This window comes from Gluconobacter sp. P5B12 (assembly GCF_018812035.1).
Lineage (GTDB): Bacteria > Pseudomonadota > Alphaproteobacteria > Acetobacterales > Acetobacteraceae > Gluconobacter.
Genome location: NZ_JACRVV010000011.1, coordinates 56,475 through 83,474, shown reverse-complemented (window position 1 = coordinate 83,474; position 27,000 = coordinate 56,475). Strand labels below are relative to the sequence as shown.

General features: G+C 58.0%; 25 protein-coding genes. 15 read left to right on the top strand and 10 right to left on the bottom strand.

Annotated features, from left to right (window positions below):
• Positions 1-1,165, bottom strand: a 1,165-nt coding sequence (locus KP702_RS14980) for an NAD(P) transhydrogenase subunit alpha (RefSeq protein WP_215769310.1), incomplete at its 3' end; no start/stop codon positions are given.
• 333 nt (positions 1,166-1,498) lie between these two features.
• Between KP702_RS14980 and dnaG the strand changes: the two genes are divergently transcribed.
• The 7 genes from dnaG to KP702_RS14945 all read left to right on the top strand — a co-directional run bounded on the left by dnaG (position 1,499) and on the right by KP702_RS14945 (position 8,907).
• Entirely contained in the window at positions 1,499-3,337 is a 1,839-nt protein-coding gene (gene dnaG / locus KP702_RS14975) for a DNA primase (RefSeq protein ID WP_202207680.1), read from the top strand.
• Positions 3,338-3,471: 134 nt separating this feature from the next.
• Positions 3,472-5,427, top strand: a complete 1,956-nt coding sequence (gene rpoD / locus KP702_RS14970; protein ID WP_202207679.1) for an RNA polymerase sigma factor RpoD — start codon at positions 3,472-3,474, stop codon at positions 5,425-5,427.
• An 11-nt stretch (positions 5,428-5,438) separates the two neighbouring features.
• Positions 5,439-6,011 carry an N-acetyltransferase gene (locus tag KP702_RS14965; protein ID WP_202207678.1) on the top strand — a complete coding sequence of 191 codons (573 nt, stop codon included), beginning with the start codon at positions 5,439-5,441 and terminating at the stop codon, positions 6,009-6,011.
• A 159-nt stretch (positions 6,012-6,170) separates the two neighbouring features.
• Positions 6,171-6,653: a 30S ribosomal protein S6 gene (gene rpsF / locus KP702_RS14960; protein ID WP_046901239.1), complete on the top strand. Its 483-nt coding sequence runs from the start codon at positions 6,171-6,173 to the stop codon at positions 6,651-6,653.
• 5 nt (positions 6,654-6,658) lie between these two features.
• On the top strand, positions 6,659-6,949 hold the full coding sequence (gene rpsR / locus KP702_RS14955; protein ID WP_046901240.1) for a 30S ribosomal protein S18: 291 nt from the start codon (positions 6,659-6,661) through the stop codon (positions 6,947-6,949).
• A 10-nt stretch (positions 6,950-6,959) separates the two neighbouring features.
• Positions 6,960-7,553, top strand: coding sequence for a 50S ribosomal protein L9 (gene rplI, locus KP702_RS14950; protein WP_202207677.1), 594 nt, complete (start codon positions 6,960-6,962; stop codon positions 7,551-7,553).
• A 133-nt stretch (positions 7,554-7,686) separates the two neighbouring features.
• Entirely contained in the window at positions 7,687-8,907 is a 1,221-nt protein-coding gene (locus KP702_RS14945; protein ID WP_202207676.1) for a cyclopropane-fatty-acyl-phospholipid synthase family protein, read from the top strand.
• A gap of 4 nt (positions 8,908-8,911) precedes the next feature.
• Here KP702_RS14945 and KP702_RS14940 read toward each other — a convergent pair whose 3' ends face one another.
• The 9 genes from KP702_RS14940 to KP702_RS14900 are packed head-to-tail and all read right to left on the bottom strand — an operon-like array spanning position 8,912 to position 18,650.
• On the bottom strand, positions 8,912-9,481 hold the full coding sequence (locus KP702_RS14940; protein ID WP_202207675.1) for a DNA-3-methyladenine glycosylase I: 570 nt from the start codon (positions 9,479-9,481) through the stop codon (positions 8,912-8,914).
• Positions 9,468-10,286, bottom strand: a complete 819-nt coding sequence (gene rsmA / locus KP702_RS14935) for a 16S rRNA (adenine(1518)-N(6)/adenine(1519)-N(6))-dimethyltransferase RsmA (protein ID WP_202207674.1) — start codon at positions 10,284-10,286, stop codon at positions 9,468-9,470. The genes KP702_RS14940 and rsmA overlap by 14 nt, the downstream gene beginning before the upstream one ends.
• Position 10,287: 1 nt before the next feature.
• Entirely contained in the window at positions 10,288-11,646 is a 1,359-nt protein-coding gene (locus tag KP702_RS14930; RefSeq protein WP_202207673.1) for a peptidylprolyl isomerase, read from the bottom strand.
• Positions 11,647-11,648: 2 nt separating this feature from the next.
• Positions 11,649-13,967, bottom strand: coding sequence for an LPS-assembly protein LptD (locus KP702_RS14925; protein WP_202207672.1), 2,319 nt, complete (start codon positions 13,965-13,967; stop codon positions 11,649-11,651).
• Positions 13,967-15,154, bottom strand: coding sequence for an LPS export ABC transporter permease LptG (gene lptG, locus KP702_RS14920; RefSeq protein ID WP_237389967.1), 1,188 nt, complete (start codon positions 15,152-15,154; stop codon positions 13,967-13,969). Before lptG ends, KP702_RS14925 begins: the two co-directional genes overlap by 1 nt.
• Positions 15,151-16,299, bottom strand: a complete 1,149-nt coding sequence (gene lptF / locus KP702_RS14915; protein WP_202207671.1) for an LPS export ABC transporter permease LptF — start codon at positions 16,297-16,299, stop codon at positions 15,151-15,153. The genes lptG and lptF overlap by 4 nt, the downstream gene beginning before the upstream one ends.
• A gap of 56 nt (positions 16,300-16,355) precedes the next feature.
• The gene (locus KP702_RS14910) at positions 16,356-16,838 is read right to left on the bottom strand and encodes a hypothetical protein (RefSeq protein WP_215750746.1); all 483 of its coding nucleotides are present in this window, start codon (positions 16,836-16,838) and stop codon (positions 16,356-16,358) included.
• 4 nt (positions 16,839-16,842) lie between these two features.
• Positions 16,843-17,856 (bottom strand): L-threonylcarbamoyladenylate synthase, encoded by a 1,014-nt coding sequence (locus tag KP702_RS14905; RefSeq protein WP_215769309.1) that lies wholly within the window; start codon positions 17,854-17,856, stop codon positions 16,843-16,845.
• Complete coding sequence (locus tag KP702_RS14900; protein WP_215769308.1) at positions 17,853-18,650, bottom strand: 3'(2'),5'-bisphosphate nucleotidase CysQ; 798 nt, start codon at positions 18,648-18,650, stop codon at positions 17,853-17,855. The genes KP702_RS14905 and KP702_RS14900 overlap by 4 nt, the downstream gene beginning before the upstream one ends.
• A 241-nt stretch (positions 18,651-18,891) precedes the next feature.
• Here KP702_RS14900 and KP702_RS14895 point away from each other — a divergent pair, with 241 nt between their 5' ends.
• From KP702_RS14895 to KP702_RS14860, 8 genes are all read left to right on the top strand, one after another.
• Positions 18,892-20,373 (top strand): leucyl aminopeptidase, encoded by a 1,482-nt coding sequence (locus KP702_RS14895; RefSeq protein WP_215769307.1) that lies wholly within the window; start codon positions 18,892-18,894, stop codon positions 20,371-20,373.
• 2 nt (positions 20,374-20,375) lie between these two features.
• On the top strand, positions 20,376-20,819 hold the full coding sequence (locus KP702_RS14890) for a DNA polymerase III subunit chi (protein ID WP_215769306.1): 444 nt from the start codon (positions 20,376-20,378) through the stop codon (positions 20,817-20,819).
• Positions 20,820-20,885: 66 nt separating this feature from the next.
• Positions 20,886-21,731, top strand: a complete 846-nt coding sequence (locus tag KP702_RS14885; RefSeq protein WP_215769305.1) for an aldo/keto reductase — start codon at positions 20,886-20,888, stop codon at positions 21,729-21,731.
• A gap of 105 nt (positions 21,732-21,836) precedes the next feature.
• A complete protein-coding gene (locus tag KP702_RS14880; protein WP_215769304.1) occupies positions 21,837-23,084 on the top strand; it encodes a hypothetical protein in 1,248 nt (415 codons plus the stop codon).
• Positions 23,081-23,941 (top strand): hypothetical protein, encoded by an 861-nt coding sequence (locus KP702_RS14875; RefSeq protein WP_202207664.1) that lies wholly within the window; start codon positions 23,081-23,083, stop codon positions 23,939-23,941. Before KP702_RS14880 ends, KP702_RS14875 begins: the two co-directional genes overlap by 4 nt.
• The gene (locus tag KP702_RS14870) at positions 23,938-24,459 is read left to right on the top strand and encodes a hypothetical protein (protein ID WP_046901257.1); all 522 of its coding nucleotides are present in this window, start codon (positions 23,938-23,940) and stop codon (positions 24,457-24,459) included. The genes KP702_RS14875 and KP702_RS14870 overlap by 4 nt, the downstream gene beginning before the upstream one ends.
• On the top strand, positions 24,459-25,550 hold the full coding sequence (locus tag KP702_RS14865; protein ID WP_202207663.1) for a hypothetical protein: 1,092 nt from the start codon (positions 24,459-24,461) through the stop codon (positions 25,548-25,550). The genes KP702_RS14870 and KP702_RS14865 overlap by 1 nt, the downstream gene beginning before the upstream one ends.
• On the top strand, positions 25,520-26,986 hold the full coding sequence (locus KP702_RS14860; protein ID WP_237389966.1) for a hypothetical protein: 1,467 nt from the start codon (positions 25,520-25,522) through the stop codon (positions 26,984-26,986). Before KP702_RS14865 ends, KP702_RS14860 begins: the two co-directional genes overlap by 31 nt.
• Positions 26,987-27,000: the final 14 nt, after the last annotated feature.

Sequence of the window (27,000 nt, the reverse complement as noted above, 5' to 3'; positions counted from 1 at the left end):
GGGCAGGGGGTTGCGGTGCGGGCGGTGCCGGGGAATTCGGATCGACGGCCGTGCGGATGCCTTCGTTCGTGATGTAGCCATCATGAGTCAGGGCTGTGCCGGAAATGACTTCATCCGTGAAATCCAGCTGGATCTGACCCTCCTTGGTCAGGATCTGCTGGAGCAGATGCATGATGTTCTTGGAATAAAGTTCACTGGCCTGAAGGGCGAGCATGGACGGAACATTGATGGGGCCGACAATCGTCGTCGGGCCGACCTGCACGGTCTGGCCAGCCTGTGTGCCTTCACAGTTGCCACCACCTTCTGCACCGAGGTCGATGATGACGGAGCCGGGTTTCATGGCCTTGATCTGCTCGGCATCAATCAGGCGCGGAGCCTTTTTGCCGGGGACGGCGGCTGTCGTGACGATCAGGTCGGCGCGGGCGATGTGATCGCTGATAGCCTTGCGGACCGTCTGCTTTTCTTCGTCCGTCAGTTCACGGGCATAACCGCCCTTGCCAGTGGCATCCACGCCGGTATCGACGAATTTGGCACCGAGAGACTGTGCTTCTTCGCGTGTTTCGGGGCGGACGTCATAGCCTTCCGTGACGGCACCAAGACGCTTGGCCGTTGCGAGGGCCTGTAGGCCAGCGACGCCAAGGCCCATGACCAGAACCTGCGCGGCCCGCAGGGAACCGACAGCTGTGGTCATCATGGGAAGGATCTTGGTCATGTGCACGGACCCGAGCAGAACGGCGTAATAGCCTGCGAGGGTGGCCTGACTGGACAGGGCATCCATGGCCTGCGCGCGGGAAATGCGGGGAACCAGCTCCATGGCGAAGCATGTGACTTTCTGGTCCCGAAGGGCTTTGACCAGATCAGGGTGGTTTCGGCCGTAAATGAAAGACACCAGAACGGCGCCGGGCTTCATGGCCTGAACGGTTTCAATGGTGGGAGGCTGAACGGCGAGGACAATATCCGCATCGCCGAGGAGCGCCTTCCTGTCTGTTGAAAGGGTTACGTTTTTATAGGTTTCATCCGGGTAGGAAGAGGCGGCACCGGCCCCGTTTTCCATCGCGAAAGAGACGCCGAGGCTGCTGAGGCGCTCGACAACCTGCGGGATCAGGGCGACGCGGCGTTCACCGCCTTCGTCCTGTTCTTTTAGTACCGTGATTTTTACGGTCATAGGTTGAGATCCTGCGTCTTTAATCTTTTGTGAAGGCGCGACTCATCCATCCCCCTAAAGGGATGCAGGGGCCTGTGCCTCATTCGACTGCCATATTGACGCTATATTTGCGCCTTTTCCCTTGATGGGTGTCAAAAGAAAAAAATTTCTTCTGTCTTTCATATTGTAATCGTTTCCAGATCAGGAAAACGGCTACGATTGTTTCGGAAACTGGCATTCACTATTCAGGTTTTCTTTAACGCAGGGAGATTTGGGGAAGAGTAGATTTTCCCTTCCCAGGATTGTAAGAGCCTTCTCTCCTGACAGACCTGATTGAAAGGCTCCTGCTGCCCGATGGCATTTGACGCCGCCTTTCTGGACGAACTCCGCAATCGAACGCCGCTGGCCTCCCTGATCGGGCGTCGCAACAAGCTGGTTCGCTCCGGTCGTAACTGGAAGACATGCTGTCCTTTCCATGGGGAAAAGACGCCGTCTTTTTACGTCTATGATGACCATTTCCATTGCTTTGGCTGCGGCGCTCATGGCGATGCGATCTCCTTTGTCATGCAGAGCGACGGCCGGAGTTTCCCTGAGGCTGTTGAGCAACTAGCCGCTGAAGCAGGCCTTGAAGTTCCGAAGCAGGACCCACGGAGTGAGGCGCGTGCGCGGGAGGTCAAATCTCTTGGCGATGTTCTGTCCCTTGTTCAGGCCAGTTACCGGCGTCGGCTCTTTCTTCCGGAAGGACGGGAAGGGCTCGCTTATCTGCGTGGGCGCGGACTGAGTGACGCGACCATCGAGCGGTTTGGTTTGGGGTGGTCTGGCGATGGGCGGCATCTGGCTGAAGAATTGCGCGCCCATGATGTGACGCCTGAAATGCTGGTTCAGGCGGGCATTTTGCGCGTGGATGATCGGGGACAGCCCAAAGGGGAACTGTTCTTCAATCGCGTGACGTTTCCGATCCGGGATCGCCGCGGCAAGCTGATTTCTTTTGGCGCACGCACCCTGGGAGACGGGCAACCGAAATATCTCAATGGTCCGGAAACGGCGCTCTTCTCCAAGCGGCGTACACTCTACAACCTCGATCTGGCGCGTGAGGCTGTCCACAAAGGGGCTGAGCTTGTTGTGGTTGAAGGGTATATGGACGTCATTGCTCTGGACCAGGCAGGCTTCGGCGGTGCTGTGGCGCCGTTGGGGACTGCGCTGGGCGAAGAGCAGCTGGATCTGCTGTGGCGCATGACGCCCTCTCCGATCCTGTGTCTGGATGGTGATGCGGCAGGAGCCCGCGCCGCTTTGCGGGTCTGTGAAGTCGCGCTTCCGCTGCTGTCTCCCGAACGAACGCTCAGGTTCTGCCGCCTCGACCCTAAAGATGATCCGGACAGTCTGATCCGTACACGCGGCGTTGCGGCCATGAAGGAAGCCCTGTCTGGGGCGACGTCTCTGGCGACTGAATTGTTCGGGTTGATGACAGGGGGGATGGTTGATCCCGGTCCCGATCAGCGGGCGGCGTTGCGTGAGAAGCTTGTTGCTCTGTCAAAGCTGATCCCGGATCGGGCACTCGCGTCTGAGTATCGCAGTACGTTTCTGGATATGTTTTTTGCCCGGTTCAGGCGCGGGGGTGGAAGCAAAAAGCCGTTCCAGAAGAAAGGGGCACCGCTTCCTCTTTCAACGCAGGCCCCCGGCGAGATGCGGCATATCGAGCAGGGGAGTGTGGAGCGTCTCAACATTCTGACTGCGATGCTGCTGCGCTATCCGGATATTCTTCCGGAGGTAGAGCAGGCTTATAGCAGTCTGGCTCTACCAGTGGATCTGGATCGGATTCGCTCCGCTCTTCTAGACTGGAGTTGTCAGGACGAGGATCTGACGGAAGAGAACTGCCATCGCTGGATCGAGGCTCATGGACTGACGGATATCGTGGCGGCCGTGACAGAAAGTCCCATGCCTCGGGAAGTGGGGCTCGGAAAAGACAGAGATGAAGTTCTCAAGATCGATGTCGTGGAGAGCTGGTGGCACTTTTACGGGCTTGTAAATTTTCGCAATTTCGAGCGCGAAGTGGCCAATGACATTCAGGCAACCATCATGCAGGTCTATTCTGGTGGAGGGGGCGGAGACTCTTCTTTTCCGGAAAGCCTGCTGGCGCGGATGAGGGTTCTGGAAGCGCTGCGACGCGGTGAGGATGTTGAAGAGGAAGGGTGAAAAAGGCCGGGGCTAACGTTTTTTATTGCCCTGAAGTTGCTTTCTTTTTCGTCTAAACCTTGACTTACGGCTCAGGATCGACCACCTGCACGCTGCCGAATTGCTTGCTTTCGGTGGAGTTGAGGGAGAGACGCATGGCGACGAAAACAGCCTCTGGTACGGATCGGAACGCGCAGGAACAGGAGGGGGATGCCACTCTTCTTGATACGCAATCCGCTGCCGTGAAGCGGCTGATCGCCAAAGGGCGTGAGCGTGGCCATATTACCTTTGACGAGCTGAACGCCGTTCTGCCGCAGGACCAGATGTCCTCCGAGCAGATCGAAGACGTCATGGCAGCTCTGTCAGAGATGGGCATTCAGGTTCTGGAAAACGAAGAACAGGACGAAGCTGAGCCGGCTCAGGAAGAAGCCAAGGAAGAAGCTGAGGAATCAGACGAGCCTCAGGGCGGCAATATTGATGCCGAGGCTGCCAGCCGCACGGATGATCCGGTTCGGATGTATCTGCGTGAGATGGGGTCTGTAGAGCTCCTGTCCCGCGAAGGCGAAATCGCGATCGCCAAGCGCATTGAAGCGGGTCGTGACGAGATGATTGGCGGGCTTTGCGAAAGCCCGTTGACGATCCGCGCGATCATTTCCTGGCATGAACGCCTCAAGGACGGCGAAATGCTGCTCCGTGACATCGTCGATCTGGAAGCCAGTCAGGCTGTCGGTCCGGGTCCTGAAGGCGAAGAGGGCGAGGAAGGCGAGGAAGCTGCGTCTGACGAAGACGCCACGGACGACGATGCCGAAGAAGGCGACGGTGATCAGCAGGAAGGCAGTGGCCTGTCCCTGTCTGCTCTGGAAGAGAAGCTGAAGCCAGAAATTCTGGCCCGCTTCGAAGCCATCGAGCCGCTGTATCACAAGCTGCGTCAGCTTCAGGTCAAGCGTCTGGAGGCCCTGACGGCCGGCGAGGAAAGCTCGGACAAGTCTGAGAACATCTATGAAGAACTGCGCCATGAACTGGTCAGTCTGGTGGAGCAGGTTCACCTGCATAACAACCGGATTGAAGAGCTTGTTGCCCAGATCAAGATGCATGTTCAGCGTCTGAATAACCTCGAAGGTCGCTTGCTGCGTCTGGCTGAGGGCTGCAAGATTTCGCGTGATGACTTCCTGCTGAAGTATCGTAACCGTGAGATGGACCCGACCTGGGTTGATTTTATCTGCACTCTGCCCGGTAAGGGCTGGAAGACGCTGACGACCAAGCACCTGGACCAGATCCGCTCCATGCGTGCCGATCTTGCGGCGCTTTCTCACGAGACTGGCCTGCCGGTTGGGGAATTCCGCCGTGTGTATGCGACCATTTCCCGTGGTGAGCGTGACTCCACACGTGCCAAGAAGGAAATGATCGAGGCCAACCTGCGTCTCGTGATCTCGATTGCCAAGAAGTACACGAACCGTGGTCTGCAGTTCCTGGATCTGATTCAGGAAGGCAACATCGGTCTGATGAAGGCCGTGGACAAGTTCGAGTACCGTCGCGGTTACAAGTTCTCGACCTATGCCACCTGGTGGATCCGTCAGGCGATCACGCGTTCTATCGCCGATCAGGCCAAGACGATCCGTATTCCGGTGCACATGATCGAGACGATCAACAAGCTGGTGCGCACGTCCCGTCAGATGCTGCATGAGATCGGGCGTGAGCCTGCTCCGGAAGAGCTGGCTGAGAAGCTGGGTATGCCGCTGGAGAAGGTCCGGAAGGTCCTGAAGATTGCCAAGGAGCCGATCTCCCTTGAAACGCCGATTGGCGACGAGGAAGACAGCCATCTTGGTGACTTTATCGAGGACAAGACGGCTGTTATTCCGTTGGATGCCGCGATCCAGACCAACCTGCGTGAAGCAACCACGCGCGTTCTGGCATCCCTGACGCCACGTGAAGAGCGCGTTCTGCGGATGCGTTTCGGTATTGGCATGAACACGGACCACACCCTTGAGGAAGTGGGCCAGCAGTTCAACGTGACGCGTGAGCGTATTCGTCAGATCGAGGCAAAGGCTCTTCGCAAGCTCAAGCACCCGAGCCGCAGCCGCAAGCTGCGTTCCTTCCTCGACGATAACTGATCGTCTGGGTCATGCTGCCGGCCTGGCTTCATCCGCAGGGATCATCCACCCGCTTTGAGGTGGGTGTGACTTTTCTGGAGACGAGGGCGAGCCGCCCAGCTCCGGTTTGGCCGGAGGGGATCTCTCTTGAGAGAGTTCTCCCTCCGGCTTTGCCGCTATACCGCAAGCTTTATCGGGAAGTCGGTAAAGACTATTGCTGGTGGATGCGTCGTCCGATGCCGGACGAAAAACTGGCTGAAATCGTCCATGATCCTGACGTTTACTTCATGGTGCTCTGGCAGGCAGATGGTACGCCTCTTGGGTTCTACGAACTGGATCTGAGAGAGGGTGGAGACGCCAATCTGGCGTACTTCGGACTGCTGCCAGCGGCAATTGGTCATGGCTTAGGTCGGGCATTGCTAGATTCCGCGATTTCTCAGGCGTTTGCGGCAGGGTGCTGGCGATTGCGGGTCAATACCTGCACACTGGATCATCCCAGAGCTCTGACCAATTATCAGAAATGTGGGTTTGTAATTCAGTATGTTGTTCAGGAAATCTGGAACGTTCCTGACGAATATGTCCCGGCAGAGCTGCGTCGACTCTGAGTTTATCCTTGATTTCCGTTAGGCTGCATGATTAATGCAGCCTTTCCCTGCCGGGCGATGTGGCGTCGCGCCGGCTATACCCGCGCTTTCCCATAAAGATTGCACTGTCTCCGGCACGGGCTGGACCAGTTGGGTTGACCTTATCCGAAGGGAGTTTTCATGCCACTGTACGAAAGCGTGCTCATCGCACGTAACGATGTGTCTCAGGCACAGGTCGAGAGCCTGGTTGAGACCATTGAAGCCCTGCTGACCGAGAATGGTGGTTCCATCCAGAAGCGCGAATTCTGGGGTCTCCGTTCGCTCGCATACCGCATCAAGAAGAACCGTAAGGGCCATTACGTCCTGCTCGGTATCGACTGCACGCCGGATACGCTTCGTGAAGTTGAGCGTCAGCTCGGCCTGAACGAAGACGTGCTTCGCGTTCTGACGCTTCGCGTTGACGAAATCGACGAAACTCCGTCCCCGGTTCTTGCTCGCAAGAATGATGACCGCGGCGACCGTGGTAGCTTCCGTGGCGGCTCCAAGCCGGCTGGTCGCTTCGAGAGCGGCCGTGGCGGCCCGCGTCGTGGCAGCGAAGACCGTGAAGAATACCGTGCACGCGGCGAGCAGGACGATGCTCGTGAGGCGGCTGGAGCGGAGTAAGAAACATGTCCGATACAACCACCACCGACGTGAACGACGTCAACCCAGCAGCCCGTCGCACGGCTGTCGGCGCACGCCGTCCTTTCTATCGTCGTCGTAAGTCCTGCCCGTTCTCCGGCCCGAATGCGCCGAAGATCGACTACAAGGACGTGCGTCTTCTGAGCCGCTTCCTCTCTGAGCGTGGCAAGATCGTGCCGAGCCGTATCACGGCTGTTTCGGCCAAGAAGCAGCGTGAGCTGGCGCAGGCTATCAAGCGTGCCCGCTTCCTTGCCCTGCTCCCCTACGTCGTAAGCTGAGGAGAGCACCATGTCCCAGACCGCACTGATCCTGCTCCAGCGGGTCGAGCATCTCGGCCAGATGGGCGATCTTGTTTCCGTGAAGCCGGGTTACGCCCGTAACTTCCTGCTTCCGCAAGGCAAGGCGATGCGTGCTACGGCCGCAAACCGCAAGCGCTTTGACACGGAGCGCGCCCAGCTTGAAGCGCTGAACATCAAGAAGCGCGAAGAAGCTGAGCGTCTTGCCGAACGTATGGACAGCCTGTCTGTCATCATCATCCGTCAGGCAAGTGACAGCGGCAACCTGTACGGCTCTGTCAGCACGCGTGATATCGCTGTTGCTGCTACGGACGCTGGCCTTACGGTTGCTCGTCAGCAGGTTGTTCTGGCTCACCCGATCAAGTCTCTTGGCCTGACGGAAGCCCGCATCGTCCTGCACCCGGAAGTTTCCATTCCGCTGACAGTCAACGTTGCACGTTCTGCTGAAGAAGCTGAGCGCCAGGCCCGCGGCGAAGCCGTTGGCGTGGAAGAAGAGGATGACAACATCCTCGGCGAACTGCAGGCAGAGAACGCAGCTGAAGAAGCTGCTGCCGAATCTGCAGTCACGGAAGAAGCCGAAGGCTGATTTCTCTGGCATAGCCAACAGAAAACCCGGCCGGGTATTCCCGCGCCGGGTTTTTTGATGTCTGCTCTCCCGGTCAGGAAACTGAAGACTGTGTCATGTCTTGTCATGACGCGTGAACAGGAGGGAGACAGGCGTGAAACCCATTCTCGATTTCGTTCTGAAGAAATTTATTCAGGTTGGAACGCTGCGAGTCACGTTCAGTGACGGCACGATACATACTTATCGTGGGGCAACGCCCGGCGTTGAAGCAGGCTTACATCTCAAAACAAAACAGGCTGAGCGTTCTCTAGTTATTAATTCCGGGCTGGCGTTTGGCGAAGAATATATGGCTGGCGAACTTGCGCCGGAAGGATGCACTCTTGAGACGCTGATGATCGTTCTGATGGCGAACATCACGCAGGGTGGCCATGTTTTTGAGGAGATCGAGGACCGACTCCGTTATCTTCTGCGACCTTTGAAGGGACTTAATTCCCTGAAGCGGTCCTGCCGGAATGTTGCGCATCACTATGATCTGAATGGTCGACTTTACGACTTGTTCCTCGACAAGGACCGCCAATATTCGTGCGCGTATTTCCAGCGTGAGGATATGACCCTAGAGGAAGCCCAGATCGCAAAGAAGCGACATATTGCAGCTAAGCTCAATCTAAACCGTCCCGGACTGGAAGTTCTGGATATTGGGTGCGGCTGGGGCGGTCTGGCACTGACACTGGCAAAAGACTATGGCGCGACGGTTGTCGGTATTACGCTTTCAAAAGAGCAACTGGAGGAAGCGCGGGCTCGAGTGCGGGCAGAGGGACTTGAAAGGCAGGTCCGTTTCGAGCTCATGGACTATCGGAATGTTCATCACGAGTTCGATCGTGTCGTGTCAGTCGGAATGTTCGAGCACGTTGGGCAACCGCAATTTGAGCGCTATTTTCGCGGAATTAAGGAATGTTTGAAGCCGGATGGGGTGGCTTTAATCCACTCGATCGGTCGGACGGATGGGCCGGGAACCACCAATGCGTGGCTTCAGAAATACATCTTCCCCGGAGGATATTCTCCGTCTTTAAGCGAGACGCTAGCTGCTATTGAGCGCACCGGTCTCTGGATGACAGACTGCGAAGTTCTGCGTCTGCACTATGCCAAGACAATTGCAGAATGGCGTAAGCGCTTTGATGCGAACCGACAGAAAATCATAGATCTGTATGACGAGCGCTTTGTGCGGATGTTTGAATTGTATCTTGTTGGGAGCGAACTGGCGTTCCGTGTGCAGGGGCACATGAATTTTCAGCTTCAGTTAACACGATCTGTGGATGCCGTGCCTTTGACGCGTGATTACATGTTTGAGAATGAGCGCGCAAAAAGCGCAGTCTGAGTTTTTATACTTGGGGTGTGTAGCGAAAGCAGGATGGGTCATGATCGTGGATCAGACCCACGGCCTGCATCCAGGCATACACGATGACAGGGCCAACGAAGCGAAAGCCCCGGGCTTTCAAAGCCTTGGACACAGTTACTGAAAGAGGTGACTGCGCCAATACTGCTCCGGTTGAATTGTAAACCGGAGCATCAGGAACCAATGATGCAATGAAACCTGCAAGGTCTTCGCCTCGTGCCTGCATGGCCAGATAGGCCTGTGCATTGCCTATGGTGGCTTTGATCTTGGCACGGGCCCGGATGATGCCGGGATCCTGCATGAGGCGGTCGATATCCTGTTCCGTAAAGAGCGCTACTTTTTCAGGATCGAAGTTGGCGAAGGCCTTTCGAAAACCTTCTCGTCTTTTCAAAACAATCGCCCAGGACAAGCCAGCTTGAAAGCTTTCCAGAACGAGAGTCTCCCACAGCTCTCGGCTATCACGGATCGGAACGCCCCATTCTTCGTCATGATACTGGCGAAGAAGAGGGTCTGTTACGGCCCAGCGACAGCGGGGAAGGTTCTTAGGAGCGGGCAAGATGCAGCTCTGCAAGGCGGCCAAATTCTGCAACGCTCAGGGTTTCAGCCCGGCGTGTCGGCTCAATGCCCGCAGCGTCCAGAAGTGCTTCCCCGCCAATCGATTTGAGAGATGAACGTAGCATCTTGCGGCGCTGTCCGAACGCGGCGGCTGTGACGCGCTCCATCGCTCGGAAAAGCTCTGGTGCAGGCTGCTCTGCGTGCGGGATCAGGACTGCAACGGCAGAATGAACCTTTGGTGGCGGGGAAAATGCCCCCGGTGGAATGCGCAGAGCCACGGAGCAGGACGCGCACCATTGGGCCAGCACAGCCAGCCGCCCGTAAGCGGAGGTATCTGGTTCAGCACAGATGCGTTCAGCAACTTCAAGCTGGAACATCAGGGACAGGCGTTCCCACGCATGGGCCTGCCTCAACCAGCCCACAAGAAGGGGAGTGGCGACATTGTAAGGCAGGTTCGCAATGATCTGTCTGGGAGCAGGCGCAAGGCTTGCGGCATCCAGTTTCAGGGCATCCTGCCGGATAATATGAAGACGATCCGGATAGTGCCCGGCGAGCTCTTCGAGCAGTGGCCAGGCTCGTTCGTCAATTTCCACAGCATCGACGCGGCTTGCAGGACTATCGAGCAAAGCTCGTGTCAGACCACCAGGGCCGGGTCCGATTTCAACAACGCTTCGCCCTGTCAGATCGCCGCCCAAGGCGACGATCCGAGCACAAATTCCGGGATCCAGAAGAAAGTGCTGACCAAGAGACTTCTTTGCATCCAGGCCATAAGCCTGAATGGACTCTTTCAGAGAAGGAAGGCTCACGTCAGTTAAGAGCCGGTTTTGCGGCAGGGCGTATATCGATGATGGACCGACGCTGCAGATCCCGCTGGAGCTGACGGGAAGCCTGTTCAACGCGCTCGTTCATGAGCTGATCGGCAATTTCACCCGGTGTCTGCTGTGCCAGATTTTTCTGCTGGCGATCACAGACCATTAACAGGGCTATGCCATCCATGGAGACCAGAGGGCGACTGACTTTGTTGACTGGTAGAGGCTCGATGATGGAGCGCATCTGAGGGGCGAGGCGTTCCAGGATCTGCGTGCCGGGGTTGCTGGGACGCTTCTCCCCAAGAGACTTGTTGAGAGCCTCTATTGCGTCGCAGCTATGGATCGTTTCCACAGCATGTGTCGCCTTCTGAAGAGCTGCCTGCTGCTGAGGGGTCGGATTTTGCGGGTTCAGTGGTGCATCGAACGGGAAGAATGCCTGACGCAGGGCAACGAGCGTGCCCATCTGCTTGCCGACGACGCGCTTGGCCTGCACCGTTGCAATGACAAAGCCGCCTGCAACCTGGATCGGATTGGAAATAGCGCCAATCGGCATCTGCCGAACGACATTCACGACCTGTGGATCGAGGCTGTCTTCCTGTACCCACCCCATGGAACCACCATCCAGAGCAGACTGTGCCTGCGAGAACTGGGCGGCAACAATCGGGAAGGGAGCCCCTTCGCGAAGCTGGGAGATGATGGTGCGTGTGAACGTGAGTTCGTTTTCATCGTGGCGAGGGTCAGCAACAGGAACGAAAATTTCGCTCATCATGTACTGCGCGCGACCCTGCTCAGCCTGAAGGGCCTGCTCACGCTGCGCGATCTGGGTGGCTGTAATGCGCCCCCCTTCGCCCAACTGCTCACGCAGGACCTGCATCCAGCCAATCTGCACACGAATCTGATCGATCAGCGTCGTCAGGGAAACGCCGTCAGACGCGAGGCGGTCACGCAGGGCATTTTTGGGCATGCCGTTGCGCTGTTCGATGTTGCTGATGGCGCCAGCAATCTGCTCAGGCTCGACATTGATGTGTCGCTTGAGCATCTCCTGGGTCTTCAGGCGCTCTTCGATCAGCTGGTGAATGATCTGGCCGCGCATGCGGTTCATAACATCCGGGCTGACGGGCAGGCCTGTGGAAAGTACGAACAGCTTGGCGCGGTTATCCACATCACGCTGGGTCAGGACCTGGCCGTTGATAACAGCCAGGATCTGGTCTTCGGGTGGTTTGGCCACAGGTGCCTGCTCTTTTTTGGGAACAGTCTTGTGGGCGGGTGCAGCATGCGCCACAGCGGTTGGAACCGCCGCAGAGAAGGCCAGCAGGGCAACCAGGGCAGTAGATGCGATGCGATGGGTCTTGAACATGCTCAGCCGTTAATTCCGAAAGTGCCGATCGTTTTGAACGTGAAGTTGAACATCACAGTGGTGTTCCGCTGCTCGCCGCCGATCCGTGTGTACTGTTTGATATACATGATATCCAGCCCGAAGCAGTCGTTGGAATACCCAATGTCTCCCCCGTTTGCGACGAACTGTTTCCGGGACAGGCTGCGCCGGAAGAAGCCGGAGGCATGATAATTACGCCAGTGAGTGGCCACGCTTCCTGTGATTTCGTTCGTTTTGACCAGATAAGGCGAATTTACGCCGCTCTCACGATAATTGGTAGCGTAGTAATAATACGGTGTTACTGGGGCATAGAGATAGCCTGCACTGAAGCGCAAAGCTGGAATGCCGGCGCTGAACAGGCCTTCGCCGTAGTCCAGCTGGTGTGTCCATGGATTGTAACGGCCGCGAGCCGTCACATCGAGGTATTTATTGGGTGTGAAACGCACACGGCCAACCGGGTCCGAAAGATGATGATCCAGCCCGGAATACGGAATACGGTTCTTCGTGATGTGCTCCTGGATGCTTTCACCCACCAGCATGTCAATGGAATGGCCGTTCCACGTCCAGCTCTGATGAACGCCAATATTGCCGCGCAGACCACCGTCAAGGCGATCTGTTCCGGAATAGCGGTTTAGGGAGAACATGGTTGTATCGGTGAACTCGTACGTCAGGCTGTCTTCATTCGGCATATTGCTGTTGGAAGAGTTGCCGGTATTAGGGGCGGCAATCAGCTGGACAATCGGCTCAAGGATCTGCGTGCCCCGTCCGCGGGCAAAAGACCTGAGAAACGGCCAGTTCATCTTGACGGCAATTGTCGGCAGAACCTGCCCGGTGACTTTTGTACCGCCAACAGCGTAATAGGTTGGCTGCTGTGCCAGACTGGTGGCGCGATAGACGTTTGAGTCCAGTCGGGCTGTTACAAGCCACTGCTGGCCAAGACTGTTGTGGAATGGACGGTCCCACTGCATCTGGAGCTGACCACGCTGATCAGACACACCCTTGGAACGGAAGACGTCAAAGTCGGTGGTGTTCATACTGAAACGGCCGCCGAGCGCATCAGGCTGGCCCTGATAGGCATAGGTGAAGCGCGGGAGCGCCCATGGCAGTTCAGAGTTCTGAATGACGCCCTGGTTCAGACCCTGATAGGCCTGCGCGTCGAGGCGGGCGTAGGCGCCTACGCCGTAGCCTTCAAGATAGACGTTCGAGTTGAGCGATTCCTGACCATAACCAGGAACGCGGTAATCTCGCATGTAGTTGGCAGACGTCGCCAGATTGACGTTGATGCCTGCCTGCCAATGCTTGTTGATCGCGAAATTGCCCTGACCGAACACGTAGCCCTGCAGGCCGTATTCGCCTGAGGAATTAACGTTGTTGCCGAACGTGTTGACGTAACGGCTCTCTCGGTTGGTGTCGTATGCGCCACCGGCAGTAATATCCAGCGTACCAAAGTTGAAACGGCGACGATATTCGCTGGTGATTTCCGGGCCTGTCTTTGTGGAGACCAGCCCACGAACGGTGAGGTCCTGACTGTCGTCAATGGCCCAGAAATATGGAAGTGTGAAATACGTTCCAAGATAGCGGTCATGCGGGCTGATGCCGGCCATCAGGAAGCCGCTCTGCCGTTTGACCGAAGGATCAGACATCGAGAAAAACGGGAAATAGAACACTGGAAGGCCGAGCATTTTCAACCAGGCATGGTTGAACTCGATGCGCTTGTGCTGGGCATCCTGCGTCGCACCGTATGCCTGAAACTGCCAGAACGGGGGAGCGTCAGGGTTCGTTTCGCAGATCTTGCAGGCCGTATAGACGGCATGTGACAGATCATTGATCAGACCATTGGTTCGACGCATGCCGTTGCCAGCCAGCTTCGCATTGTCCTGCATCTGCATGTAGATGGACGTGCCGATGCCGTCATGCATGCCATGGCTGAATTCCATATAGGCGGCATAGGTTGTGCTGCCATCCGGCTCCATGATGGCGACATGGCCGCGCGCTGCCAGAACGCCCGTATTCCGGTCATAGGTGATCTTGTCCGCACGGAGGGCGTGATCGCCCTGCCAGATGCGGACATTGCCTTCCCATGTGACCAGACCGTTCTTTGCGTAGCTTTCGCTGTCAGCCAGATAGGTGAGGGGGTCATGCTCGGACGTCGGCTTACCGATGACGATGATATGCGAATTGTCCCGCTGCATCGTATTGGCAAACATGTCCTGCGGCGCCACGAGCGCAGTTCCCGTCAGGGCGACGCCTGCAAGAGAGACGCATCTGCGGGCGCGTTTTGGGAGCCACCGGGGCACCGACATCAACCATCCTCCATGTGCAGCAAAAGCGCGACCGCAAGGCAAAGCCCTGCGCCCGTGGGCGCCCATGCGGCAAGAACCGGCGGCAAAGCGCCAGATTCACCAAACTGTTCAGCCACTTTCGAGATCGTGAAGAGCGCAAAGCCTGCAGCAATTCCCGATCCCAGCATCCGGGCCACTCCGCCGCGTCGTGCGGGACGCATCGAAAACCCTGCGGACACCAATGCCATTGTACCAGCAAGGATGGGAAGAGCCAGAAGCGATTGGAAATGTAACCTGTGCCGAATTGAAGGGAAACCGGAACGCTCCAGAAGGGAGATAAAGCCGGGTAGAGCAAAGACCGAGAGCGTATCGGGGGACGCGAAACTTTCCTGAATGCGGTCAACCGTAAGGTCGGAAGGAAGGGTCAGGGTTCCGACTTTCTCGGGCAGATGGTCTGGATGAAGCAAGGACGAATCATTCAGGTTCCACTGCTGGTGGGCGAGCGTTCCAGTCGGTGCTTCGACGCGTACGATCAGCCGATCACGGTCATCCAGACGGAAAATGGTCACGCCTGAAACATCGAGCGTGTCTTGCGCAAGCTTGACGTTCTGGGCGTGTAGAATGGCAACGCCATGCGGTGTCAGCCCTTCATCGGCCTGTCTGAGCCAGAGCTCGCCCCCCTTTAGCGTCAGAACTCCACCGCCTGTCCGTAGGTAAGACTGATCCAGAAGTTCTGCCTGCCGATACATTGAGGAGGAGAGGGCCGAGATGCCGGTGGTTGTGAACAGACCGATCAGGAGCGCGCAAGCCAAGGGGCTGGCAAGAAACTGCCAGGCAGAGATGCCCGCAGCTCTGGCGACGATAAGTTCGGACGAGCGTGTCAGACGCGAAAAACAGACAATCCCGCCGAGCAGAATACCGAAAGGCAGCACATAAATGACGTAATACGGAATGTGCAGGCCTGCGATTTCAAGAATAAGGCTCGTTGGCACATTGGGACGGGTGGCGGCGCGTCTGAGCAGATCAATGAAGTCGAACAGGGACACAAGCCCTGTCAGCGCCAGAACCATCGAAAGCGTGTTCAGGGTGAAATGGCGTGCGATGTAGATCGCTAATGTCGTGGAAAACCCGACTTCGGTTTCCTGCGGTCTCAGGGTGTGCAGGAGCGTGGAAAACCAGCTGCGATACCCGTCAGTCGTTGATTTCATGAAGGGCGTCCAGTCTGGCGCGAAGTTCCGGTCCACTGTTCCGCGAACAGAAGAGCTGCACAGATGATGCTGGGAAGAAGGGCTGCAACCCAGAGCAGGGGAACGAGCGCAAGGTTCCGGCCAGCAAAATTCTGGAGCATGAGCGAGAGCGCAAGAAGCCCGACAACTGTCAGAATGGCGATCAGAGGGCGGGTAATGTTGCCATGCCGGGAGAACGTCCCCCGGAGAACAGCGACCAGCCCGATCATGGCGAAGGACAGCACCGTCAGCGGAGAGGTCAGGCGATGCCACCCTTCGACCGCAAATTTGCCTCTGTCACGCTCGGAAACCTCATTGGGGTCTGGATGGAAGAGGTCATGTAAGGGCATTTCCGACGCATCCCGCTCCTCGTGGTTGTTCTGGCGGGAGGATGTCAGATCAATCGTGTTGCGGCCAAACGTCAGGACGTTCAGGCGCCCTGTATGCCGGTCGATTTCTTCACGAGAGCCATTATAGAGGACGACGCGAGGCTTGTCGTTGACGGTGACGATGGTGCCCCGTTCGGCCAGAACGGTCGTATGAGCATCCGGGTCACGATCATCTTCCACCAGAACGCCGTGTAGCAGCCCGTTGGAATCCCGGGATCGGACATACACGGTCATGTCGCCGGAGACTTTGGTGAAGACTCCATCCTGTAGCAGGAAAGCAGCCATCTGATTGCGGATCTGGAATTCGTATCGATGGAAGGCGTGATAGGACACCGGAGCCAGCCAAAGCGTCAAAACGTAACACAGGCCCACGCAGGCTCCTGCGCAGATCAGGCCAGGGCGTGCCAGCTCTAACGGGGAGCGTCCAGCGGCCCGCATGACGGTCATTTCCCGGTCGCCGGACATCCGCTGATAGGTGAAGAGAATCACGAGGAAGGTCGTGATCGGCAAGATGACTGCCACAAAGGACGGCAACATCAGGGAAGTAAGCTGCAAAAAGACGCGCAGAGACAGTCCGTGCTGAACAATCATCGAGACGAAATGCAGCGATTGCGTCAGCCAGATAAGCGCGACTGCTCCCCCCGTCAGTGCCAGAAGGGCAATGACAAGCTGACGGAGGACGTACCGGTCAAGAAGGGGCAGCAGATGTCGCTTTGCAGCGCCGGGGGAAGAGGCCATGGCCCTTCATCTATCCTTAGCCTGTGACGGGAGAAAGGCAAAAAAACAATACGGTATCAGCGAAAGTAGACTGATCGGTCAATCGGAGGCCGGTCTGTCAGGCTATGGTAGAACTGGCTTGTCGCGATCCCAAGCAATAGCCCCGCGCTGATCCCAAAGGCAATTGTAATGTAACGCCATGGACGTTGGGCGCGTTGTGTCGCGATTTCCGTCATGAGAGCCCGGCTTTCCATTTGCATATGGCTCAGGGCGCCTTGGGCGGACCTGATATGGCCCTGTGCTTGGCGAAGCTCACGTTCAAGCTGGAAGATCCTGTTCCGAAGCTGCTCTTCGCGGTCTGCCGCGCTCTGGTGTGAAGTGTCAGTCGCCAGGCTCGTGAAAAGATTTTTGAGCGCGCCGCCTGTCAGGTTGTTGCGTTTGGCACGTATACGAAGGGCTTCGAGCGCATTCTGGGCAGAGCCTGAAGGCTCCGCCAGAACCAATGCAAGAATATCGGAGAGAATCTTGATATCTTTGGGGTCGAAGCGGTTTTCGGCCATATGATCAGCCGGGACTCTGGGAAAGTGGGCGTGGTTCAGCCGCACGCTTTAGGCGGTCCCGGATTGCCAGCCCCAATCCCTGGCGGGGGATGGGCTGGGCAGCAATGCATGTCAGTCCGCGTTTGGTTCCTTCTGCATCCAGGAAGCGCAGCCCTGAAAACAGGCGGGCGGCGGCTTCTTCCAGATTCCCGGTTTCACTCAGGTTCCAGGTCAAGCCGGCGTTGGGGAGCACAGGCCCGAACGCGAGCAGCGCCTCGTCGGGGCGAACGTCATAGGCGTCCAGCCGGACAGGGAGCGAAGGGGCATAATGAGATGCCAGTCTGCCCGGGGACGACGGGAGCGCTTCTGCAAAATCATCCGGATGATGGATTGGGCCACAGAGTGCCGTCAGTTCTTCCAGCGTTACGCCGCCCGGCCGGAGCAGAACGGGTGTGTCTCGTGTGAGATCCAGAACGGTGCTTTCCACGCCCACAGAACAGGGGCCGGAATCCAGAATGGCGTCGATACGTCCATCCAGAGAGCGCAGCACGTGCGAGGCGTCTGATGGGCTAACGGTCCCGGAAATGTTTGCGGAGGGCGCTGCAATAGGAGCCCCGACCTCGCGGAGCAAGGCAAGGGCTGTTTTGCCTCTGGGGACGCGAAGGGCAAGTGTATTCAAACCAGCCGCTGCAAGGTCCGAAACGGTGGAGTTCGGCGCGCGGGGCAGCACCATCGTCAGGGGGCCCGGCCAGAACTTTTCCGCAAGCGCATAGGCGATGTCTTTGGTACGACCATGCAGGTCCGCCTGGGCGAACGCACTTTCTGCATCTGCAAGATGGCTGATAAGCGGATTGAAGCGTGGACGGCCCTTGGCAGTAAAAATACGCGCGACAGCCGTGTCGGACGAAGCAAGGGCGCCGAGGCCATAGACGGTTTCAGTTCCGAAGGCGACAAGCTTACCAGCCTTCAGAAGCTCTGCGGCGCGGCGGATACCGTTGGTATCAGCAGTCAGGCGTTCCGTGTTCAGAGACTCGCTCACGAAGCGCCTCCCGTGCAGTAAAATGAAGAGTTCAGGCGGTCAGGCTTGCCGTAACGCAAGGGCTGGCCGTTTTCATCCAGTAGGCTACCACCTGCGGCTTCGAGAATGGCCTGTGGGGCGGCGGTGTCCCACTCCATGGTGGGGCCAAAGCGGGGATAAAAATCGGCAGCGCCTTCTGCGACACGCATGAACTTCACAGAGGAGGCCAGCTTGTCGATGGACGCGACCTTGCGTCCGGCGAGCCACCGCTCAAGAAGCTCGGTGTTACCATGATGGCTGGACGCCAGAACACGCAGCCCCTCAGTCGAAGGGGCCGCTGTGTGGATAGGGGTACTGGTCGTGCCATCGAAACGATGCGCGCCGAGGCCCACGCCTCCGCTGTAGATTAGCCCGTATCCGGGAAGTGCCACGACGCCAAGAGCGGGTCTGTCTCCACGGATTAGCCCGATATTGACGGTGAAGTCCTTGCCGCCTGAAGAAAAACCCCGCGTTCCGTCCAGAGGGTCAACAAGCCAGTAGGCGTCCCCGGCTGTAACCTCAATCCCGGCGGACATTTCCTCTTCCCCGATTGCGGCAAGCGACGGGCATGCCGTGCGCAGGCCACGCAAAATGTGGTCTTCAGAGGCGCGATCTGCCTCCGTAACCGGAGAGGCGTCTTTTTTGACTTCCGTGAGGAAGCCTCGGGCGCGGATCTCGTTGATGATGTCCGCTGCTTCCGAAGCCAGACGGAATGCGAGGGACAGCAGGGCGCGGTCATCGTCTGGGGAGACCGTATGAAGGGGGGCTGAGGTCATGCCTGCAAGGCTACTTCATGAAAGGCGTTTCGTCATGTGCTGATGCGCGGGAGGTGACTTGAGTTGTTGCATACCGACCAGAGCACGCGAATGAGGCTATGATTGCTGCGGATATGAAACCGGAACGCAGTGACATGTGACGTCTCCGTTGTGCTCGTCGAACTGCTCCCCTCTTGTGTGGAAGCACGCTGTTCCCGATAACGGGAGCACTGAAATGGTTCTGCCATGCAAAAGGTGCGATATGCTCGATATTTCTTTTGGTTCGCTTCCAGCGCTGAACAACGCCCAGTCACAGGCCGTTGCCCTGATTGGGCATGGGAAGGCGACCTTTGAAGACAGCACCTTCAAGGCCCTCGATGACGCCACGGCTGGTGCATTGAGCCGTGCTGCGTCTTTCAAGGGTTTTAAGGGCGAAGTCGGGCAGACGGTTGTTCTGACGGCGCCTTCTGCCGGTTTGTCCCAGGTTGTTCTGGTGGGATGTGCAGCAAAGGACGGCTCGGCTGTCGGGTCGGTTGCTGTTGAAAATGCTGGTGGCTCAGCGGCTAAAGCGCTCGATGGCGTGGCTGATGCGGTTCTCGCCCTGACGGCAGATATTGCAGAATTTGCACCGGAAGCTGCGTTGGGTGCGCGTCTGGCTCGTTACGACTTTGGTCTGTATCGCACGAAGAAGTCTTCCGAGAGGCCGGTTCTGAAGGCTTTGACGGTCGTGGCTTCGGATGTTGCCGCCGCTGAAGCGCGCTGGACGGCTCTGGATGCCGTATCTCGCGGTGTGTTTCTGACCCGTGACCTCATCAGCGAACCCGCCAACATCCTGTCTCCGGAAACGTTCACAGCGCGGATCGAAGCGCTCCGTGAGACGGGTCTTGAAGTGGAAGTTCTCGATGAAGCCGCCATGCAGGAATTGGGCTTTGGTGCCCTCCTGGGTGTGGCACAGGGAAGTGCGAACAAGCCCCGCACGGTGATTGTCCGTCATAATGGCGGCGGTGATGAGGCCCCTCTGGCCTTCATCGGTAAGGGCGTGACGTTTGATAGCGGTGGAATTTCGATCAAGCCTGCTGCCGGCATGGACGAGATGAAGACCGACATGGGCGGTGCCGCCACGGTTATCGGCCTCATGAGCGCACTGGCGCGCCGCAAGGCTCCTGTGAATGCGATCGGTGTTGTCGGACTGGTGGAAAACATGGTGTCTGACCGGGCCCAGCGTCCGGGCGATATTGTGACGAGTTATAGCGGCCAGACCATTGAAGTGCTGAACACGGATGCCGAAGGCCGTCTGGTTCTGGCGGATGTTCTTGCCTACACAAAGGATCGTTTCAAGCCGAAGCTGATGGTCGATTTGGCCACACTGACCGGTGCGATCGTGGTGAGCCTGGGAACGGAAAATGCAGGCTTGTTCAGCAATGACGACACGCTGGCTTCCGGTCTGTTCGAGGCTGGAAAACAGGTTGGCGAAGGTCTGTGGCGGATGCCGATGGGCGAGGCCTACAACCGCCAGATCGACTCTGACATTGCTGATATGAAGAACATTGGTGGCCGTCCGGGGAGTGCCATTCTGGCGGCTGAGTTCTTGAAGCGCTTCGTAGGTGAGACTGTCTGGGCGCATCTGGATATTGCGGGCACGACATGGAAGACGACGGCGTCCCCAACGGCTCCAAAGGGTGCAACTGGGTTTGGGGTTCGTCTTCTGAACCAGTTCGTACTGTCTCATGAGGCCAGTGCCTGAGAGTGGATGTCGGATTTTATCATCTGACGCGGACGCCTCTGGAAGAGGCGTTGCCTGCGCTTTTGGGCAAGACACTGGATGTCGGGGAGCGGGCTTTGGTCCGTTGCCCTGATGCAGCGTCAGTCACGGTTCTGGATGCCGCACTCTGGGCGTCCCGCGATCCTGTGTGGCTTCCGCATGGCACTGCAAAGATGGGTCATGCGTCTTGGCAGCCGATCTGGCTGACAGAAGGGGATGATGTGCCGAATGGCGCAAAGTTCTTGTTCCGGATTGATGGCGCTGGAGAAGACGATTTTTCTCCGTTCACAAGAATTTTTGACTTGTTCGATGGGCGTGACCCCGCCAGCGTCCAGAGAGCCCGTCAAAGATGGGTAGCCTTGAAAGCGGCTGGCCATACTCTTGTGTACTGGCAGCAGCAGGAGCGGGGCTGGAAGAAGTCCGGCTGAGGTTCAGGCGGAACATCTTCGGGGGGTATGTCGTTGTGTGACAGAGTTCTTCCCGGGAGACGCCTTATGAAAACCGTTACGCTCCGCAACGGCACCACCGTTCCTGCATTGGGAATGGGGACATGGAATGTCGGAGACAGTACAGATCGCCGCGCTCTGGAAATCGAGAGTTTGCGCACGGGTCTGGAAGCCGGTCTGCGGGTTATCGACACAGCGGAAATGTATGGAAACGGCCGGTCTGAAAAGCTGGTTGGGGAAGCCATCGCGGATGTGCGGGATGATGTTTATCTCGTCAGCAAGGTCCTCCCGTCCAATGCGTCTTATGACGGCGTGCGCCGGGCCTGTCGGCGCTCGCTGGACCGCCTGGATACGGACTGGCTGGACATGTATCTGCTGCACTGGCGTGGTGGTACGCCGCTGGAAGAGACCATTCGGGCGTTCGAAGACCTTCAGACATACGGGCTAATCCGGGGATGGGGTGTTTCAAACTTCGATGTTGATGACATGGAAGAAATCGAGGCGCTTTCAGGGTCCTGTCAGGTCAATCAGGTTCTTTACAGTCTGGAACATCGCGGAACGGAGTTTGATCTGCTGGATCATGATCTTTCGACCGGAACTGTGACGATGGCTTATTCTCCGCTGGGGCAGGGCGGCGAACTTCTCCAGCACCCCGCTCTTGCCGAGATCGCAGGGAGACATGAGACGTCTGCTGGCCCGGCTGACCCTGCTCAGATTGCACTGGCCTGGGTGATGCGTCGGGAAAATGTCATGGCTATTCCCAAGGCCGGCTCTCCAAAGCATCTCCTCTCCAATGTTGCCAGTTTGGAAATCAGCCTCACTGAAGAGGACCTGAAAGTTCTGGATCATGCTTTCCCTCCGCCGCAACGCAAGGTATCTCTCGCCATGATCTGACGGGCATGATCTGATACGGCCCGTTCCCACTCTGGACCGGACCGTACCCTGCTCACTTTTTCTGCCCTGTTTCATACTGATCCGGTCTCTCTTTGCCTTGCGGCATTGACGTTCCCTGCTGCTCTTAAGACAGACCGGGAAAGCCGTGTTGGCCGGGGGCGCTTTGCCCTTCCGGCAGCTCTTGCTGCTGTATTGTTGACGTCTGCCCCGGCTGTTGCTGTAGCGATTGGCGTGCTGATGACGCAGGAGCGCAAAGCGTGCCCGGTATGGTGGGCGCTGCCAGCTCTCATATGCTCGACGTTGATGCCAGACAGTACGTTGGCGCTTCTTTCTCTCTTTCCGGTGCTGTTCTGGTCCGCGCTCTTTACGCGTGAGGGTGCGCTGTTTCCGGCGTTATCGTCTGTTCTTGCCGTTGCGCTTGTCTGGCATGCGGGGGCCGTGGTCCCTATCGGCTGTACAGCGGGACTGGCGGCTCTTGTTTTGCTCGTTTTAGGGCGCAGTGTGTTCTGGGGAATTTCCCCTGGCGATCTGGCACTGGTCCGGCCTGCCATTCTGGCAACGCTTCTGATTGCAGCGCAGGATGAGGGCATGGGAACAGGCGCGCGGATTGCGCTTGAAAGCCTGTTGCTGGATCTGACCCTAATAACGCTGTCCGTTCCGGCGCTGAGACTGATGCCAGTCCTCGTGACGTTGCGTCTGCCGTTTCCACCCCTGCCGGGGTTTCTCGTGTTGTGGCTGGGAATTCACGCTGCGCTGGGGCTGGCTGCTGGTGTGCAGGGCTGGAGCGTGATTGGAGTGCTTGTGGCGCTTCTGATTGGCCTGATTTCACTGTTTGATGTGTTGACTGTGGGGCGTCGGCCCGACACGGGCGTTTTGCCTATCGGTCCCGCAGGTGCTGTTTGCGGGGTTATTTTGAGCGCTCTGTTGCTGCCGGTGGCAGTGTTTGGTGTGTTCAGTCCCGTGCTTCATCACGTCGAGGGAGAATGGGTCTGGCCGTTCTGGTCATTGGGTGGCGGAGACGGCGCGCACCTCAAGGTGCCAGCTGTGATGTTAATTCTCAGTGTGTTGTGGCTGTTCTTTGTAAAATCGTGGCGCACGGAGCGCGGTCTTGAAAAGGCGATCGCGAACTTACTGCTTCCGGGGACGCAGACAGGCCGATCAGAGACAGGACTCTTCGAAGAGCCTCCGGCTCTGCCCTGGATCATGCGTCGTTTGATTGTCGGGGGTCGGATCCGTCTTCAGGCGCTGGCGGCGCTTAAGAGCGGTCAAATGCCAGATATGCGGCAGATGGCGGTGGGGCTCTGGCTTGTGCTGCTTGCGCTTGTTCTGGTGGTGCTGGGTCTGACGGCATGATGATGACCGGTTTATGGGCTGTCGCCCAGACGTTGTTTCAGCTTTTTATTCTTCTGGCTCTGGCGCCTGTCATGGGGTGGGCGCTGGCAGAGTTGCCTCGCTGGATAAATGGCGAAGCCATTTGCGGGCCTCAGCGTCGGATGCGTAGGGCAATCCGTTTTTGGGGCGTTGTCTTAAGGCAACCTGTTGCACCGAGACTGGCGCTTGTCTTGGCCATTGCATTGTTGATCTTTGTTGTTCTGCCTGCGGTGACGACGGGGGGGGCATTTGTTTCTCTCGCCAATCCTCTGCTGATCGGCCTTTTGCTGCTGGCCGGTCGCCTCATGTTAGGCGTTCCACAGCAAAGGGAAGAATGGCGGCGGGTTCTTCCTGCCGTTCTGGTTCTCTGCCTGACGGAAGCCTTGATTGCGCTTGCGGCACCGGGTGCGGATGGTCTGGGGGGCTTATGTGCCATGTTGCACATTGAGCCAGCACCAGGGCTGGAAGGCGCGCTGGGCGCATGCGCATTGGCGTTGGCGATTTCCTGCCCGCCTCTGCGTGAAGACGATATGATCCAGCGTCTGGATGGCGAAAAAAGCCGTCAGGTTCGTGAGATGTCGCGGAATGTTGTGGAAGTTCTGAATATGGCCTGGCTTCTGCTGCTGGCTGATCTCGCTCTGCCCATTACGGTTGGTCTGGGTGGAAGCGATGTGACGGGCTGGTTTGTAGGATTGGGTGGTCTGTTGGGTCGACTTGCTCTTGTGGTGGTCGTGCTTATGGGGCTGAGGCTCACCGCACAGGAACGCAGTGAACGACTGACGGCGCTATTTGCCGGAGTGGCGCTTTTGCTCGCGCTCGCCGGGAGGTTTGCGACATGATTGTCGGATTTGGCGTGCTCCTGCTGCTGGCGCTTGCCGGGCTGGGGCGAGATGGACGAGGCCTGCCGCTTTACGGTCTGGTATGTGCTTTTGCAGGGGCGACAGTCTGTGGAGGGCTTCTGGCGCTGCTCACCTCGATCGCATTAATCGGTCTGAATATTGGTGCCTGGATATGGCTCAGGCGGTTCGCTGGTCATGTGCCAGATCGCGGTGCCGTGCTGCCTGTGGTCGGGGCGTTGCTTCTGCTGCTGGCACTAGGTCTCTCAGGTGCGAGTCTTGGGTTGGCGCCTGTGTTGGGAGCGGGAGCAGTTCTGGTGGGCCTTTGTGGCGCTGCTTTCGGCCCAGCCCTTGTGCAGTTTACAGGGCTGCTGATGGCTGCTGACGGACTGATTGTCATGGCGTGTGTTCTTCAGTCGTGGCCGTTCTTTGCTGCGGCTGTAGCGCTATGGGGTGTTCTGGGCGCACTGGGGATGACGCTGTTGCCACGCCTTGCCTGGCGGCGGGTGGAGGAAAACTGATGCATCCACTTGCTCCCGTTGGAACGCTGTTTGCCGTGACAGTCTGGCCGCTTCTGGCCGCTTTTCTGCTGCTCATGACCCCGCCAGGCCGACAGGCTGTCAGCAGTCGCACGTTTGCGATTGCTGGTGCTCTCATGACCCCCGTTGCAGTTTGGCTGATGCCGGGTGCGGATGCGCTCGCCGCCGCGTGCTCCTGCGTGGTTGCAGTCATCCCGCTTCTGTTGCCGCCTGCGGGAGACCGGGTAGGACGTATTTTGCCCTTTCTGGTGACTGGATGCGCTTTGATGGCCCTGAATGTTCATTCAGCTTTCGCCGTTACGGTGCTGTGTGGCGCAGGAACGGTTCTCTGGGCTTGGCGCGAGGGCCGGGGGGCGCAGAAGGCTGCCATTGTCTGGGATATGGCGAGGTCACGTCTCGGTGGCGTTATTCTGGGAGTGCTGGGGGCGTCCCTGCTGTCGATGGACCAGTCTCCTCTGGGGCCAGTTCTGCTGACAGTCGGGTTGTGCATGATGGCTGGTTTAGGGCCGTCTCCCGTCCCGGAACCTGATGCCGTGTTGCTTGATACGGGCTTGAGGTTTGCGGCCATTCTGCTGATGTTGCGACTGGACGGACACCCGCTCGTTCATATTCTGGTACTGGTGGCTGGATTGGGGACTCTGATCATGCGGATGGCAGGCCAGTCCCGAGGGCGCGGTGTCTTTTTGCCCATTCTGTCCTCGCTGGGGGCGATTGCCGCGGCAGTTGGTGAAGGAAGTGCAATTGTCCTTCTTTTAGTGGCGTCTGTCGGATTGGCTGTTTTGGAACGTCAGAATGACGGACGTCGATACGAAATGGTTGCTGCTGGTGTAGCGCCTTGGCCGGTCTTTTGCGCGTTGTTGGCGATTGGTCGCTCTCTCGAGCCACTGCTCCTCGTGCTGATGATCGTTTGTCTACTTCCCGGGTTGAGGCAGGTTCGTCTGGCCGGGCTGATGCCGTCCGGTCTTAGTCTCAAGGGTGGCATTGTTCCAGCCGTTGAGGTTGTTCTTCTGCTTGTCGGTCTTTGCGGGCCGCTGCTTCTGGCATGGCATCCAGCGCCTGGGTGGCGGCCATGATGAGCATGGAACGCATCATTCGGAGTGGTGAGCGGGTTGCACTGGCGCATTACCATCTTGATCCCGAGCAATGGGAAGCGATGCTGACTGCACCCGGCAGAGCTTTGTCACTGTTGTCCTGCTGGGCGGATGAGCAGCGTGTTTACGTGCTGTTGCTGGACGGCGATTGCCCTTTGATGGCCAGTACGGCGGTGGAAGATCGTCGCTATCTGGCGCCATCTTCACGTTTCCCTGCGGCGGAGTGGGGGGAACGCGTAGCCTATGATCTCTGGGGCGTTGAGGCCATGAGTGCCTGCGGAGATGGTCGTCCTGCCCTTGATGATGGTTTCTGGGAAACGACATGGCCGCTTTCCTCACGGCCGGGGCCTGGAGGGCAGGCTATGCCCTTGCCTGCGGGCCGTAGCCGCCTGCGAGCGGAAACAACAGGATTGAGTGGTCCGCTCGAACTCTCTTTTGATGTTGTGCGCGGCGCAGTGCAAGGGCTGGCCGTCGATGCCGGGCTGGCTCATCGCGGTGTGTTGCAACGCATGGTTGGATTGTCGCCTGAAGAGGCACTCCCGCTGGTTTCCCGTATGACGGCTGGAGGTTTTGTTGCTCATCCAATGGCGTTTTCCCGGGCTGTTGCCCAAGCGCGCGGGTTGCAGCCGGGTCCAGGGACGCGGGATGCCTGGATGATCCTTCTGGAAATCGAGCGAATTTCCGTCCACCTCTTCGATATGGCGAGAACAGCACGTGCCGTGGATGCGGGGCTGCTGGCAACACACTGTGAGCATGCGCGGGAGGCTATTGCCGCTGCTTGTGCAGAGCAGGGCGTACCGCGCCGACTGACGGACGTGATTACGTGCGAGGGTGTGCGGTCTGGTTTGGAAATCGTTCCGCTGGCTCAAGCTGTTCTGGAGGTCATGTACTCTCGCATGGCGCAACTGCGCGAACTGCAATCCGTATTTGCACCCCGTTTGAAGGGACTGGCTGTTTTGGCGCCCGCGCAGGCACGTGAATTTGCAGTGGGTGGTCTGGTCGGTCGGGCATCAGGTAGAAGTCTGGATGTACGTCGCAGGGAAGTCGGTATGCGGCTGGATGCTTTGCGGGCAACAGGCTCAAGCGATGGCGATGCGGCGGCCCGAGATGCGTTACGTTTGACGGAAATCCGGGACTCTCTGGCTTTAATTAAGCGGATTTTGGGGAGCATCGGCATGGATGATGACGAGCCCGCACCTGAAGCCACGCAGGAAGGCATTGGCGCGGCTGAAGGGGCGAGAGGTGACGTCTGGTATTGGGTCCGCCTGAAGAATGGGAAGATTGAGTCTGTCCATGCCCGAGACCCGGCTGTCTCTTTGCTGCCCGTTCTGCATCGCGTGTTGCAGGGAGAGGTTCCAGAGCGTTTGAGCGCCGGGCTAAAGTCTCTCGCTTTGGCCCCGTCTGGAGTGGCGATGTGACAGCATTGCAGACT

Bases quoted from the DNA above. Each gene is read 5' to 3' on its own strand.
- dnaG (WP_202207680.1), top strand. From the start codon at position 1,499: ATGGCATTTGACGCCGCCTTTCTGGACGAACTCCGCAATCGAACGCCG.
- rpoD (WP_202207679.1), top strand. From the start codon at position 3,472: ATGGCGACGAAAACAGCCTCTGGTACGGATCGGAACGCGCAGGAACAG.
- KP702_RS14965 (WP_202207678.1), top strand. From the start codon at position 5,439: ATGCTGCCGGCCTGGCTTCATCCGCAGGGATCATCCACCCGCTTTGAG.
- rpsF (WP_046901239.1), top strand. From the start codon at position 6,171: ATGCCACTGTACGAAAGCGTGCTCATCGCACGTAACGATGTGTCTCAG.
- rpsR (WP_046901240.1), top strand. From the start codon at position 6,659: ATGTCCGATACAACCACCACCGACGTGAACGACGTCAACCCAGCAGCC.
- rplI (WP_202207677.1), top strand. From the start codon at position 6,960: ATGTCCCAGACCGCACTGATCCTGCTCCAGCGGGTCGAGCATCTCGGC.
- KP702_RS14930 (WP_202207673.1), bottom strand. From the start codon at position 11,646: ATGTTCAAGACCCATCGCATCGCATCTACTGCCCTGGTTGCCCTGCTG.
- KP702_RS14925 (WP_202207672.1), bottom strand. From the start codon at position 13,967: ATGTCGGTGCCCCGGTGGCTCCCAAAACGCGCCCGCAGATGCGTCTCT.
- lptG (WP_237389967.1), bottom strand. From the start codon at position 15,154: ATGAAATCAACGACTGACGGGTATCGCAGCTGGTTTTCCACGCTCCTG.
- lptF (WP_202207671.1), bottom strand. From the start codon at position 16,299: ATGGCCTCTTCCCCCGGCGCTGCAAAGCGACATCTGCTGCCCCTTCTT.
- KP702_RS14910 (WP_215750746.1), bottom strand. From the start codon at position 16,838: ATGGCCGAAAACCGCTTCGACCCCAAAGATATCAAGATTCTCTCCGAT.
- KP702_RS14900 (WP_215769308.1), bottom strand. From the start codon at position 18,650: ATGACCTCAGCCCCCCTTCATACGGTCTCCCCAGACGATGACCGCGCC.
- KP702_RS14895 (WP_215769307.1), top strand. From the start codon at position 18,892: ATGCTCGATATTTCTTTTGGTTCGCTTCCAGCGCTGAACAACGCCCAG.
- KP702_RS14885 (WP_215769305.1), top strand. From the start codon at position 20,886: ATGAAAACCGTTACGCTCCGCAACGGCACCACCGTTCCTGCATTGGGA.
- KP702_RS14875 (WP_202207664.1), top strand. From the start codon at position 23,081: ATGATGATGACCGGTTTATGGGCTGTCGCCCAGACGTTGTTTCAGCTT.
- KP702_RS14870 (WP_046901257.1), top strand. From the start codon at position 23,938: ATGATTGTCGGATTTGGCGTGCTCCTGCTGCTGGCGCTTGCCGGGCTG.
- KP702_RS14865 (WP_202207663.1), top strand. From the start codon at position 24,459: ATGCATCCACTTGCTCCCGTTGGAACGCTGTTTGCCGTGACAGTCTGG.
- KP702_RS14860 (WP_237389966.1), top strand. From the start codon at position 25,520: ATGGCATCCAGCGCCTGGGTGGCGGCCATGATGAGCATGGAACGCATC.